Below are 12,684 nucleotides of genomic sequence, written 5' to 3' on the forward strand. Positions count from 1 at the left end.
ATATATTTTATTTGCTAAATCTATGCAAGGAAAACACCATAGCAGATAATAAAAAGAATGCACCTATTTGGTGGGCTACACCTAACCAAACTGGCACTTGAAGTAATATGGTAAGTACGCCCAAAAGAAATTGTATGCCTACCATTATAAGTAAAGCGAGTATACCAATAACTTGATATTTTGAAAGTATAAGTTGCTTACTTTTTCGCCATATAATAATGACTATTAATACCACAATATAAGCTAAAATGCGATGTACAAATTGCACGCCACTTTTACCTTCTATAAAGTTTTTGTATAAAGGATTTTGCTCAATATAAACGGTTTCGTGCATAAACTTACCTTCACTCATCATTGGCCAATGGTTATGTATCCAACCGGCATCTAAACCTGCGACAAATGCGCCATAAATTATTTGAACTATAAGTATAAATAGTCCAAAACGTACAAGGTTTCTAAATCTTATGTCAATTTCTTTTCTTTTGGAAAATATTAAATCTAGAGCTACCCAAAATGTATAGGCAAACGTTAAGAATGCCGTTGTTAAATGTGCGGCTAGCCTATAGTGGCTCACATCTGGCCTGTCTACCAAACCACTTTTTACCATATACCACCCTAAAAAGCCCTGGAAGCCCCCCATGAATAAAAGAATAATCGATTTTTTTATAGTTGACTTTGTAAGTTGCTTGGTAACTAAAAAATATAGAAAAGGGATAATAAAAACAATACCTATAAGGCGTCCCAATACCCGATGTAACCACTCCCAAAAGTAGATGTCTTTGAAATCTTTGAGAGTAAAATTATAATTAAGTTTTTGGTACTCTGGGTATTGTTTATACAAATCAAAGGCTTCTTGCCATTCTATATCGTTCATTGGAGGAATGGTTCCTGATATCAATTTATAATTTGATATAGATAAACCAGAATGTGTTAACCTGGTAATACCTCCAACAATTACCATAATAAAAATAAGAACACACCCTGTTAGTAACCAGTAAATTACACGTTTATTATCTTTTTGCATAGCTTAATTCTTTTTCAAAACAGATACTATTATCAACACCAATGTAGGGGTCAAAGTTTTCAACAATATGATAGTTGTTCTTTTTGTAAAATTTAACAGCTTCTAGTTGTCGTTTGCCAGTTTCTAAAATGCAAGTTTTAAAGCCTAATTCAGTAGCCCAAATTTCAAGTTCGTTTAAGATTTTAGAGGCTAATTGCTGCCCTCTATATTCGGGTAATGTGAACATTCGCTTTATTTCAACACTGTTTTTACCGTAGGACTTAAAAGCACCACATGCCACAGGTATGTCTTTAATAAAAGCTACAACCACATGATTTAAAGTATCAATGCCATTGTATTGCATATAAAAATCATGATCATTACCATCTACAGTTTTTAAATACTTATTAAGTTGTGATACTAAGTTCACAAATCCAGAATGCTCAGAATTAGTACGTACTATCTTCATTCTTTAATGATTTGTTTAAGTCCAAGTGCTTTTCCTTTTTCTATCATTAACTCATAGGCAGCATCATATTCATTAGGAATCTCTCCCTCTAAAATAGCTTCTTTTATCGCTTCTTTAATGATCCCAATTTCCCGAGATGGTTTTAAATTGAAAGTTTCCATTATTTCCTCTCCAGTTACTGGTGGTTGGAAATTTCTAACGTTATCTCGTTCTTCAACTTCAATAATTTTCTCCCTTACTATTTTAAAATTATTATGGTATTTATTGAATTTCTTTGGGTTTTTTGTGGTAATATCTGCTTCACAAAGTGTCATTAAATCATCTACATAATCGCCAGCATCAAATATCAATCGCCTAACTGCTGAATCAGTTACAATATCTTGGGCAAGTACAATTGGTCTTGAGCTCATTAATACCATTTTTTGTACAAACTTCATTTTATCATTTAAAGGCATTTTTAAGCGTTTAAATAAGCGATACACCATTTTGGAGCCCTCAAATTCGTGCCCATGAAATGTCCACCCTACTTTTTTACTATACCTTTTAGTAGGAGCTTTTCCAATATCGTGCAATAATGCAGCCCAGCGTAACCATAAATTATCTGTATGTTTAGAAATATTATCTACCACTTCTAAGGTATGATAGAAGTTGTCTTTATGGCGTTGTCCGTCTATTTCATCAATACCTTTTAAAGCGGTAAGTTCTGGTAAAATATAATTAAGTAAGCCTGTTTTTTCTAATAATAAAAAACCAATTGAAGGAATTTTGCTTTCTAAAATTTTATGGAGCTCTATTACAATGCGTTCATTGGTGATTATCTTAATACGTTCTGCATTTCTAGTTATGGCTTTAAGGCTTTCCGTTTCTATATTAAAGTTAAGTTGCGTTGCAAACCTAATGGCGCGCATCATCCTTAATGGGTCGTCGCTATAGGTAATGTCAGGGTTTAAAGGGGTGCGAATTATTTTATTGTGTAGATCTTCAACACCATTAAAGGGGTCTAGTAAAGCACCAAAATTGTTTGCTGATAAATTAAGAGCTAGGGCATTTATAGTGAAATCACGACGGTTTTGATCGTCTTGTAACGAACCGTTTTCTACAACAGGGTTCCTGCTATCCTCAGAATAAGATTCTTTTCTTGCACCTACAAATTCAACTTCTATGTCTTCATGTCGTAACATTGCCGTACCATAGGTTTTAAATATTTGTACTTTGGGTTGTGTAGGTAAATTATCGGCAACCTTTTTGGCCAATTCTATACCGCTCCCAATAGCAACAACATCAATATCTTTTGCATTACCTCGTTGTAACAGAAAATCTCTTACAAAACCTCCGATAACATAGCTTTCTAAATGGAGCTGGTTTGCAGATTTTGATATAACTTTAAATATGTCGTTTTGAAGTGCTTCTTTGTAATTCATATATTATACGCCACGAATTCACGAATTATCTAATAACTCAAAAAACTAAAACTTTTAATATCACTAAATTTTCTCTGTCTCATAGTTAGTAATTATTAAAATATTATTCTTTTATATTTCAGTCCATCTTTATGAAAGTTTCCTAAAATAGCTAGTTTATTTTTACTTACTTTAAGATAGTTGAGGCATTGGGATATGTGTTTATCATGTAAGGATTCGGCACATTTCAATTCTAAGATTATTTTATTGTAAACAATAAAATCAGCGTAAAATTTGTGTGATAATACAGTGTCCTTGTAATTTACTGAATATTCTTTTTCTCTTTCAAAGGGAATATTCAGACTTTTAAACTCATACTCAATAGCATCTTTGTAGACGATTTCAGAAAACCCACTACCTAAATTATTATATACTTCAAATAGCACACCTATAATACTATAACTCTCTTCTTTATACAGAATATTTGTCATAAATTATTCGTGAATTCGTGGCTATATTATTTGTGTAAAACCTTAACAATTCCGTTATTCTTAATTTGGATAATGGAAGCAGGTTTATTACATGTTTTTTCGCGATGCAAATTTACGACATAGTCCACACCTTTTAAAATGGAAGCATCTATTTCTTTATAGGATTTAGGGGTGGATTTTTTATCAATATGGGCTATACATGTGGCAATAGCTCCGTTTAAGCGCCTTGATAGCTGAAAACAGAACTCATGATTAGGGATTCTAATAGCTATTGTATTGTCTTGCGAAATAAGATTTGAAGCCAAATTACGTGGCGCATCATAAATTATTGTAGTTGGGGCGTCTGTAACATCAATGATGTTTTGAGCAGCAAAAGGGATTTCTTTTACATATCTACTTAACATACGGTCGTCTGCAACAAAACAAGTTACTAATCCTAGATTTTTGCTTTGGCTTAGATTTAATAGTTGTTTGACTGCTGTTTCATTACCTGCATCACAGCCAATACTCCAAAATGTATCTGTAGGAAATAAAATAATACCTCCATTTTTTAGAGCATCAACTGCATGCTTTACCTCTGTATAAATACTAGGCATGTCCTAAAATAGATTTATATATTTCTACAGTTGCCTTTGTCATATTTTCAGTAGTAAATTTTTGTAGTAATTTCTCGTAACTTCTGGAAACAAATTGTTCCTTAAGTTCATTTGATTTATCAAGAAGCAGTAGATGTTTGCTTAAAGTTTCAGCATCATGCATCTTGGCAAGCAATCCGTTTTCTTTATGGGTAATTAATTCGGGAATACCACCAACATCAGTAGTGACAATGGGTGTTTTGTGGTACATAGATTCATAAATAAACTGAGGCATACCTTCACTCTGAGATGTCATTAAAGCGATATCAAACTGAGGTATAAAGTTAGAGGCTTGTGGTGTATACCCCATAAAAATTACATGTTCTTTCAATCCAAGTTCTTCTACCTTTTTTAAAAGTGACTCTGTACGCTCACTAAATGTACCAATTTGTACAAAACAAAAGTCCAAATGTTTTTCTATAAAAATAATACGGTAAGCAACCTCAATAAAAGTTTCTAGATGTTTAGCTTTAATATGGTTTCCTATATGCCCAATTATGGTTTTGCTACTGGGAATTTCAAATTTTTCCCGTAATAAAAAAGGGGTGTCACTACTTTTGGTCTTTAGATTTGTGCCATGGTAAACCGTAATAAGTTTACTTTTGTCCTGTATTGCCTTCTCAGAAATTTTTTTGGTTTCTTTTGATACGCATAATATTTTTTTAATTTTTGGATAATTGTATTTGTAAAGTGTTTTTTTACGTTGCTTTATGGGAAATGATGTTTTTTTACTTAGAATAAAAGGTGGTAAATTGTATATTTTATCAGCAATTATGCATAGTTGTAATGCACTGGGGTCATGAATATGTATCAAATCAATATTATACTTTCTACAAATTTTTCCAATTTTGAAAACAAAGCGTAAGTCTATTTTTATGCGTAAAGGTGCAGTGTGAAATTGAATATTACTCTTTTGTAACCTTTTTTCAAATGGTGATTCCTTTACACATAATACAGTGGTCTCAATAGCAGGATAGGTGTCTCCCAATTCATTACATAAGTTTTCAATATGGTACTCGCCACCGCCCCAATTTGTAACCGCCGAAACCTGTAATATATGCATCAAAATTTCTTCAAAAGTATGTATCAAAAGTACATCTTGAACTGGTAATAGGCAAATGTGTTAACTCAATTATTAAATAGGGCATTACCATTGTTAGGCTTGTTAGTAGGGTTAAAGTATTAAATCCCAACACTATGGGTTATTCGTTAAGTGTTTGTTAATACTTTACACTGTTCTGTATTTGCCAGAGCGCTTTACTTTCACTCCATTTTATTTAGATATATTTGCAGCAATACCATATTACTATACACACTTAATGAAAACAACTATAGTTGTAAATCCAAAACATGAGTCTTTAGAACGTAAAATAGAACACGCTATATCTAATTTTGATGACTATAAAGATGTTTTGGGAGCAGCAGAACGTAATGTCATTAAGAATGTAATAATAGATGGGACAACCTATACTATAAAATCTTTTAAAATACCTAACTTCATTAATAAAGTAGTGTATAGATTTTTTAGAAAATCTAAAGCAGAACGCTCTTATACTTATGCTAATACACTTTTAGATTTAGGAATAAACACTCCAGAACCCATAGCTTACCAAAAACAAACTGGGGCATTTTTCTTTTTACGGAGTTTTTACATTAGTGAGTTTATAGATTATGATTTAACATACAGAGAACTTACTACAGATTTTACAATTAAAGATCATGAAGCTATTTTAAGAGCTTTTACTAGGTTTACGTATAAACTTCATGAGAATGGTGTTCATTTTTTGGACCATTCTCCTGGGAATACCTTAATAAAACGCAATGCCAAGGGCTATGATTTTTATTTGGTAGATTTAAATAGAATGAAATTTGGCAAGATGGACTTTGAAACTAGAGTTAAGAACTTTGCTAAACTTACCATACACAAATCCATGGTTACGGTAATGAGCAACGAATATGCTAAATGTACGGGAGAGGATGAAACTGAAATTTTTGATGCTATTTGGACGCATACAAAGACTTTTCAGGAAAAGTATTACCAAAAAATACGCCTAAAAAAGCGTATCTTTTTTTGGAAGAAGAAATATAAGAACCGTGTGGCTAAATCTCCAATTTCTTAACTTTTATGGGAGAACAGCTTTATTTTATGATAATGCATAAGTGGAAGTACTTAATAGCTATTTTTAAGTCCAAATTTTATAGTGCTTCATCATCAGTAAAAAAAGTAGCTTATATAGCTCGAGAAAAAGATAAAGATTGGATTTTTGGAGCAAAAGTAAGGCGACTGTCCCGTTATTCCTCATTGCTAACTATAACACATTATCATGATAAGCTCAGGAATTTACCTGATGCAGACGGTTATTTCTTTATTTATCAGAATTATTTTTGCCGTTGTATTCGCAGTACACCAAGCATTCTGAAGAAAAAAAATGTGGTAATGTTTACTCACCCCAATTGGTCAAAAAAATATTCTAAAACTCATGTTGTATGGTGTCTGAATATGGCTGATACTGTTATTTGTTTAAATTCAGAGATAAAAACATATTTGATTACATGTGGTGTTAAACCAGAACTTCTGCAAGTGCTTCATATAGGCACATCATCCTCTACGTTTTATCCACACAAAAGAGGCAAAGGGGATGTGGGGTTTTGTTCGAATTTTGGAATACGAAAAAACCCAGATTTAGTTTTAGATGTTATCAAAGGTATGCCCGATAAAACTTTTCATATTATAGGGAGAAATTGGGAAGATTATGACAGGTTTAACGAGTTACAGAAGTTATCAAACTTTAAATACCACAATAATGTACCTTATGAATCTTATCCAGAATTATACAACCAACTAGATGTTTTTGTATCGCCATCACTTCTGGAAGGTGGGCCAGTACCTATTCTTGAAGCTATGATGTGTAACTGTGTGCCAGTAGCCTCTAAAACCGGTTTTGCTCCAGATTTAATAAGACATGGAGAAAATGGGTATTTGTTTAATTTAGATGCTACTTACAAAGATGTAATACCTTTAATAGAAAACGCTTTTAAAATAGAGGGAGATATTAGGAAGTATGTATTACCGTTTACTTGGGAAAATTGCTCAAAAACAATTGATGGTTATTTTTTAGATTGATTTAGAATTTTTAATTGTTTATAACGATACCAAACGCCATAAGCACTTAAATAGCAAATATTAAAACCTAGCTTACCATCTAAAAACCCAAGGCGAAAAATATAATTTGTTATGAATTTATAGGCTGGCCTAAACATAAAATGAAATAGGGTTGCTTTTTTACCAGCATCGTTAAGTTCTTTTGCTTTTAAAGAGGCATAATGTTCCATTTTTAATTTATAATCCTCTAAATTGTTAAACGAAAAATGAAGCATATAGTTTTGCATTATTTTACTATTTCCTTGAATTAAAGGCATTTCATGAACAATTTTGCTTTCAATATACTTTACACAACCATTTTTAAATAACCTGTAAGTGGTATCTGTTTGAAAACCACTGAAACGTACTCTTTTATTTTTAAAATAAAGTAACCTTTTAAACATGAACGCTGTGATGCCGTTAGGGGATGTAACGGTTTTTAAAATCTCATGTTTAAGAGCATTGGTTATCCTTTCATCAGCATCAATAAAAAGTAACCACTCATAGTTTGCTTGCGATATGGCAAAGTTGCGCTGGTCTGCAAAGTTTTTAAAAGGTCTAGATACCAATTTTACCTTTGGAATTTCTTTTAGAAGCGCAACAGTTTTGTCTGTACTCTCTCCGTCTATAACAATAATTTCGTCAGCAAACTCAATATTTTTTATAACATCAACAATGTGATGCTCTTCATTGTACGTTATAAGTAATGCTGAAATTTTTGTTTGAGCTTGAGCCATTAACTGTATAGAATTGTTAGCTATTTATTAAATTCTTTTCTGGTTTTAGCCAATGCTGAACCTATAACTTGATGCATATCGTAGTATTTATATTCAGCGAGTCTTCCTCCAAAAATCACATTGGTTTCATTAGATGCCAATGCTTTGTATTTTTGATACTTCTGTTGGTTTTCATTATTGTTTACAGGATAATATGCTTCTTTTTCAGGAGTCCAAGTTTCTGGGAATTCCTTGGTAATTACCGTGTGTTTTTGTTTGCCAAATTCAAAATGTTTGTGCTCTAAAATCCTCGTGTATGGAATTTCGGTATCATTATAATTAACCACAGCGTTTCCTTGGAAATTCTCCATATCTAGAACTTCATGTTCAAATCGCAAAGAGCGGTATTCTAACTTGCCAAATTTATAGTTATAGTACTCATCGATATTACCAGTATATACGACTTTTTTTGCCAAGGCATTCAGTTCATTTTTGTTTTTCAAAAAATCAACATTGGTTTTTGTTTCAATACCATGAAGCAATCCCTCGGTAATCTTGTTATAACCTCCAATGGGAATACCTTGATACCTATCGTTAAAATAATTATTATCAAAAGTATATCTTACAGGTAATCTTTTGATAATGAAAGCAGGTAACTCGGTTGCCTTTTTACCCCATTGCTTTTCGGTATATTCTTTTATAAGTGCCTCGTAAATATCTTTTCCAATTAACGAAAGTGCTTGTTCTTCAAGATTTTTAGGGTTTTTAAAACCATAAGTTTGTATTTGTCCTTCTATAATGTTTTTCGCTTCAATTGGTGTTTTTACACCCCATAGTTGATGAAACGTGTTCATGTTAAAGGGTAAATTATAAAGCTTTCCTTTTGATAAGGATAGGGGGGAATTCACATAATTATTAAATGTTGCAAATTGGTTAACGTAATTCCAAATTTCAGTATTATTAGTATGAAAAATATGAGCGCCATATTTGTGAACATTAATACCATCTATATTTTCGCAATAAACATTACCGCCAAGATGTGTTCTCCTATCAACTACCAAGCATTTTTTGCCTTTTTTTGTAGCTTCGTGTGCAAATACAGCCCCAAATAATCCAGCTCCAACAATTAAATAATCATACTTTTGCATACATTTATATTTTTAACAAAACTAGGCATATAATTAGCTAAATAAAAGATTTAACTTTAATGTACTACATTTCAAGAAATTATAAGTCATTATTCAATGCAGCAGGAAAAGCAAAGACAGATTGTGAATTTGTTTTCCAAAAAATGGGTTTTAAAAATTTAGGGTTTAAACAGTCCTCCATTCCAAATTCTGCCATAGGTACTATAAAGAATTTCTTTGGAATTTTTTTAGCATTGTTAAAGTTACCAAGAAAGAGCACAATAATTACCCAATACCCAAATAATAAGTTTCGGGGAATGATTATGTTTTTCTCAAAGCTGAAAAAATGCAAAATTATTACAGTTGTACATGATGTTAGAATTTTAAAAGGCAGAACTAAAGATGCAGCAACAGAACTCAAACAAATCATTACTTCTAATGTCATTATAGTTCATAATCCATCCATGAAACAATGGTTTCTAGAACAGGGAGTTACCATACCCATAGTGGTCTTAGGTATTTTTGATTATGTGTCAGAGAAGAAGCCAATGCAAAATTCTAATAGAGTAGTAAATGATACATATAGTATAGCTTATGCCGGAGGTTTTGGAGATGGAAAAAACTCCTATATTTTTGATTTTGATATACTAGACAATAGCAATTACGATTTAAGACTTTATGGTATTGGTTTTGACCCTAAAAAGCGTAAGGTTGAAGAGCACATGAGTGTTGTACACTACGAGGGTGTTTTTAAATCTGATGAGGTAGCGTACAAAATTGAATCAGACTTTGGTTTAGTTTGGGATGGTATTTCAACTGAAACTTGCAGCGGTAACTACGGAGCGTATTTAAAATTTAATAATCCACATAAAACCTCATTATATTTATTGTGTGGTATGCCTGTAATAATATGGGATAAGGCGGCACTGGCAGGTTTTATAAAAGAACATAATGTAGGGATTACCGTTTCCAACTTAAAAGATTTGAATAAAATTTTAGGGGATATATCGGCAGAAGACTATAAGGAGATGAAACAAAATGTAGCCAATATTCAAACTAAAGTCATGGAGGGTTATTTTGTTGAAACAGCAGTAAATGAAGCTTTAAGTATTATCCAATAAGGTTGTTGAGGAAGCTTTTTATTTTTTCAGAGAAAAATTCTGGTTTAAACTCAGTATAATAACTAACTACTTGTTTTTTTATCTGTTTGTTGCTTTTGTTTTTAAAAAGTTCAGGTTTATAATCTTTTAGATGTACTGAAATACTTGTGTTTTCATCTTCAAAAATATTCCAAGTATCTTTATCTATCCAAGGCGAAAATATTGCAAATGTTGGAATGTTGATGGCTTTAGAAATATTTATGGCACCACCTTCGTTTCCGATTAAGGCATTACAATGGTGGGTAATTGCTACAAATTCCCTAAGGCTTTTTCCAAAAACATTAAAATGGATTCTAGCTTGAGTCTCTGGCTTACACAGATTAAAAATAGCTTTGGCATCTTCCTTTTGTTTGGGGATATAGTTAAATAAAATATTTCCATTTGTGTATTCTACAACCATATCCACTATATTGGACATGTAGGAAAACGGATACGTTTTACTTCCATCACTTCCTAATACACTTATCATAAATAAAGGTTGGGACAAATCAATCTTAAAATTTATGAGAAATGTTTTAGCATCCTTTATTTCCTTAGCGGATAAGTATATTTTAGGTTTTACTTCAGACGAAGTTTTGCATATGGGATCTAAAAGTTGTAATCTGTTTTCTATAGCTAAGCCTTGATTGTTTTTAGATTGTTTTAGGCGCTTTACGGGTATATTATAGAAGAACTGGGTATACCACTTGTAATATCCAATTTTTGTGTTTGCTCCAGAAAAAAGAGTGATAAAATTGCTTGACCATTTGCCATATACATCTACTACTATATCGTAATTTTCTTTTCTTATCGCTTTAAGGAAGCTATAAAACAGTATGGAACTATCTTTAATTTCAGGAGTATAAACAATATGTTTATCAATATTTGGATGGTTTTTTACAACAGGAGTAGTATGAGCATCAATAAGATAATGCAACTCTGCATTGGGGTAAGATTGTCGTAATATTGGGAATAAAATAGTAGATGTTAAAACATCTCCTATCATTTTCTGTTGAATTACTAAAATCTTCATACGGCTGAAATTACAAATAAAAAATTCCAAATCCCAAGAGTAAAGTGTTGGAATTTGGAATTTGTTTTTTGATATACTATTTGTTTAAACAGCTACATCATGCTCTCTTAAAGCATCATTAAGCGATGTTTTTTTATTGGTACTTTCTTTACGTTTACCTATTATTAAAGCACAGGGTACATTGTAACTCCCAGAAGGGAATTCTTTAGAGTAACTACCTGGAATTACTACAGATCTCGCAGGTACTATACCTTTATACTCTTTTGGAGTGTCTCCAGTAACATCAATTATTTTTGTACTCATAGTTAACACAACACCAGCACCTAAAACGGCTTCGGTTTCAACTTTTACACCTTCAACAACTATACATCTAGATCCAATAAAGGCATTGTCTTCTATAATCACTGGAGCAGCTTGTAATGGTTCTAATACACCACCAATACCTACACCTCCTGATAAGTGCACATTTTTACCAATTTGCGCACAACTACCTACAGTGGCCCAAGTATCTACCATGGTGCCTTCGTCAACATAAGCACCAATATTCACATAACTTGGCATTAAAATAGTACCTGGAGATATATATGCACCATGTCTGGCAACAGCATTTGGCACAACTCTAATTCCTCTCTCAGCAAAATTTTTCTTTAATGGAATTTTGTCATGATACTCAAAAATACCAGCTTCTAAAGTTTCCATTTTTTGAATTGGGAAATATAAAACCACAGCCTTTTTTACCCATTCGTTTACTTGCCAACCTCCTTTAATAGGTTCTGCTACACGTAACTCCCCTTTATCTAACAAGTCGATAACAGTTCTTATGGCCTCAGTAGTTTTAGCATCTTTTAAAAGTTCTCGGTTGTCCCAAGCACTTTCTATAGTTTGTTGTAATTCTATCATTTGTATCAAAATTTAGCGCAAATATACTATCTACAGCATAAAATAGTGCTGTATTTCCTCTTAATTATTTTAAAATGTTTATCTAAAAAATTGAGCTTTTTTTAAGGTGTTAAAAGCTCTTTTATCCTTTGAAAAAATACTATTTCCAGATGAACTGCATTTTTGGTGTATTTCAACGTTAAAAAGCTGCATTTCCACTGTTTATCGATGAAACTTTTCAGATTTTCTAATAATCGAAAATTCATTGGAGTACAACTAATTTATTGTAGTTGAGCTACGTAACGGATATATATTTGGAGTGTTGAAACAAATGAAACAACACAAATCATGAAAACAAATTTTTACATCTTATTTATTTTATTACTTTCTTTCTCAGCTATGAGAGCTCAGAACGAGATTAAGACTAATAACGTAGAAAATCAAGTTACTGTTTCTGAAACTGCTGAAGCTGCAGTGATTATTGATACTGTAAAAATTAAAGAAGCTATTGCAAAGAGTAGTAGTGATATTAGAATTTACTTAAACAGAGAAAGAAAAGTTGATAACATCAAATTAGTATTTCCAAAAATAAATAAAAGAAAATTATCCTAAAAAAACGATTAAGTATTCAAATTTAATAATAAGGTTAA

General features: G+C 31.9%; 14 protein-coding genes. 4 read left to right on the forward strand and 10 right to left on the reverse strand.

All coding sequences use genetic code 11. The annotated features are described in order from the left end of the window. Positions 1 to 7 precede the first annotated feature (7 nt). The 6 genes from JS605_RS16365 to JS605_RS16390 form a co-directional block, all read right to left on the reverse strand. On the reverse strand, positions 8 to 1,024 hold the full coding sequence (locus JS605_RS16365) for a COX15/CtaA family protein (RefSeq protein WP_203258806.1): 1,017 nt from the start codon (positions 1,022 to 1,024) through the stop codon (positions 8 to 10). Further along, a complete protein-coding gene (locus tag JS605_RS16370; protein WP_203258807.1) occupies positions 1,011 to 1,472 on the reverse strand; it encodes a GNAT family N-acetyltransferase in 462 nt (153 codons plus the stop codon). The genes JS605_RS16365 and JS605_RS16370 overlap by 14 nt, the downstream gene beginning before the upstream one ends. Next, the gene (locus JS605_RS16375; RefSeq protein WP_203258808.1) at positions 1,469 to 2,893 is read right to left on the reverse strand and encodes a CCA tRNA nucleotidyltransferase; all 1,425 of its coding nucleotides are present in this window, start codon (positions 2,891 to 2,893) and stop codon (positions 1,469 to 1,471) included. The genes JS605_RS16370 and JS605_RS16375 overlap by 4 nt, the downstream gene beginning before the upstream one ends. 95 nt (positions 2,894 to 2,988) lie before the next feature. Further along, positions 2,989 to 3,363 carry a GxxExxY protein gene (locus tag JS605_RS16380; protein WP_203258809.1) on the reverse strand — a complete coding sequence of 125 codons (375 nt, stop codon included), beginning with the start codon at positions 3,361 to 3,363 and terminating at the stop codon, positions 2,989 to 2,991. Positions 3,364 to 3,389: 26 nt separating this feature from the next. Then, the gene (locus JS605_RS16385; RefSeq protein WP_239000382.1) at positions 3,390 to 3,959 is read right to left on the reverse strand and encodes an L-threonylcarbamoyladenylate synthase; all 570 of its coding nucleotides are present in this window, start codon (positions 3,957 to 3,959) and stop codon (positions 3,390 to 3,392) included. Next, positions 3,952 to 5,088: a glycosyltransferase family 4 protein gene (locus JS605_RS16390; RefSeq protein ID WP_239000383.1), complete on the reverse strand. Its 1,137-nt coding sequence runs from the start codon at positions 5,086 to 5,088 to the stop codon at positions 3,952 to 3,954. The genes JS605_RS16385 and JS605_RS16390 overlap by 8 nt, the downstream gene beginning before the upstream one ends. Positions 5,089 to 5,317: 229 nt before the next feature. On the opposite strand from JS605_RS16390, the gene JS605_RS16395 reads away from it, so the two are divergent. Together JS605_RS16395 and JS605_RS16400 are read left to right on the forward strand one after the other, a co-directional pair. Further along, complete coding sequence (locus tag JS605_RS16395) at positions 5,318 to 6,118, forward strand: lipopolysaccharide kinase InaA family protein (protein ID WP_203258810.1); 801 nt, start codon at positions 5,318 to 5,320, stop codon at positions 6,116 to 6,118. 5 nt (positions 6,119 to 6,123) lie between these two features. Beyond that, positions 6,124 to 7,122 (forward strand): glycosyltransferase family 4 protein, encoded by a 999-nt coding sequence (locus JS605_RS16400; RefSeq protein WP_203258811.1) that lies wholly within the window; start codon positions 6,124 to 6,126, stop codon positions 7,120 to 7,122. Here JS605_RS16400 and JS605_RS16405 read toward each other — a convergent pair. Both JS605_RS16405 and glf read right to left on the reverse strand, forming a co-directional pair. Then, positions 7,107 to 7,877 carry a glycosyltransferase family 2 protein gene (locus JS605_RS16405; RefSeq protein ID WP_203258812.1) on the reverse strand — a complete coding sequence of 257 codons (771 nt, stop codon included), beginning with the start codon at positions 7,875 to 7,877 and terminating at the stop codon, positions 7,107 to 7,109. The two genes, JS605_RS16400 and JS605_RS16405, sit on opposite strands and share 16 nt — an antisense overlap. A gap of 20 nt (positions 7,878 to 7,897) precedes the next feature. Continuing rightward, positions 7,898 to 9,004, reverse strand: a complete 1,107-nt coding sequence (gene glf / locus JS605_RS16410; RefSeq protein ID WP_203258813.1) for a UDP-galactopyranose mutase — start codon at positions 9,002 to 9,004, stop codon at positions 7,898 to 7,900. A 59-nt stretch (positions 9,005 to 9,063) separates the two neighbouring features. Between glf and JS605_RS16415 the strand changes: the two genes are divergently transcribed. Continuing rightward, positions 9,064 to 10,104 carry a beta-1,6-galactofuranosyltransferase gene (locus tag JS605_RS16415; protein WP_203258814.1) on the forward strand — a complete coding sequence of 347 codons (1,041 nt, stop codon included), beginning with the start codon at positions 9,064 to 9,066 and terminating at the stop codon, positions 10,102 to 10,104. Here the strand turns inward: JS605_RS16415 and JS605_RS16420 are convergent. Together JS605_RS16420 and JS605_RS16425 are read right to left on the reverse strand one after the other, a co-directional pair. Next, a complete protein-coding gene (locus tag JS605_RS16420; RefSeq protein WP_203258815.1) occupies positions 10,094 to 11,155 on the reverse strand; it encodes a glycosyltransferase family 9 protein in 1,062 nt (353 codons plus the stop codon). The genes JS605_RS16415 and JS605_RS16420 overlap by 11 nt on opposite strands. 84 nt (positions 11,156 to 11,239) lie before the next feature. Next, positions 11,240 to 12,055 (reverse strand): 2,3,4,5-tetrahydropyridine-2,6-dicarboxylate N-succinyltransferase, encoded by an 816-nt coding sequence (locus tag JS605_RS16425; RefSeq protein WP_203258816.1) that lies wholly within the window; start codon positions 12,053 to 12,055, stop codon positions 11,240 to 11,242. A 327-nt stretch (positions 12,056 to 12,382) separates the two neighbouring features. Between JS605_RS16425 and JS605_RS16430 the strand changes: the two genes are divergently transcribed. Then, positions 12,383 to 12,646: a hypothetical protein gene (locus JS605_RS16430; protein WP_203258817.1), complete on the forward strand. Its 264-nt coding sequence runs from the start codon at positions 12,383 to 12,385 to the stop codon at positions 12,644 to 12,646. The last annotated feature ends 38 nt before the right edge of the window (positions 12,647 to 12,684 follow it).

Source organism: Hyunsoonleella ulvae, from assembly GCF_016827605.1.
GTDB classification, from domain to species: Bacteria; Bacteroidota; Bacteroidia; order Flavobacteriales; family Flavobacteriaceae; genus Jejuia; species Jejuia ulvae.

Bases quoted from the DNA above. Each gene is read 5' to 3' on its own strand.
- JS605_RS16365 (WP_203258806.1), bottom strand. From the start codon at position 1,024: ATGCAAAAAGATAATAAACGTGTAATTTACTGGTTACTAACAGGGTGT.
- JS605_RS16370 (WP_203258807.1), bottom strand. From the start codon at position 1,472: ATGAAGATAGTACGTACTAATTCTGAGCATTCTGGATTTGTGAACTTA.
- JS605_RS16375 (WP_203258808.1), bottom strand. From the start codon at position 2,893: ATGAATTACAAAGAAGCACTTCAAAACGACATATTTAAAGTTATATCA.
- JS605_RS16380 (WP_203258809.1), bottom strand. From the start codon at position 3,363: ATGACAAATATTCTGTATAAAGAAGAGAGTTATAGTATTATAGGTGTG.
- JS605_RS16385 (WP_239000382.1), bottom strand. From the start codon at position 3,959: ATGCCTAGTATTTATACAGAGGTAAAGCATGCAGTTGATGCTCTAAAA.
- JS605_RS16395 (WP_203258810.1), top strand. From the start codon at position 5,318: ATGAAAACAACTATAGTTGTAAATCCAAAACATGAGTCTTTAGAACGT.
- JS605_RS16400 (WP_203258811.1), top strand. From the start codon at position 6,124: ATGGGAGAACAGCTTTATTTTATGATAATGCATAAGTGGAAGTACTTA.
- JS605_RS16405 (WP_203258812.1), bottom strand. From the start codon at position 7,877: ATGGCTCAAGCTCAAACAAAAATTTCAGCATTACTTATAACGTACAAT.
- glf (WP_203258813.1), bottom strand. From the start codon at position 9,004: ATGCAAAAGTATGATTATTTAATTGTTGGAGCTGGATTATTTGGGGCT.
- JS605_RS16415 (WP_203258814.1), top strand. From the start codon at position 9,064: ATGTACTACATTTCAAGAAATTATAAGTCATTATTCAATGCAGCAGGA.
- JS605_RS16420 (WP_203258815.1), bottom strand. From the start codon at position 11,155: ATGAAGATTTTAGTAATTCAACAGAAAATGATAGGAGATGTTTTAACA.
- JS605_RS16425 (WP_203258816.1), bottom strand. From the start codon at position 12,055: ATGATAGAATTACAACAAACTATAGAAAGTGCTTGGGACAACCGAGAA.
- JS605_RS16430 (WP_203258817.1), top strand. From the start codon at position 12,383: ATGAAAACAAATTTTTACATCTTATTTATTTTATTACTTTCTTTCTCA.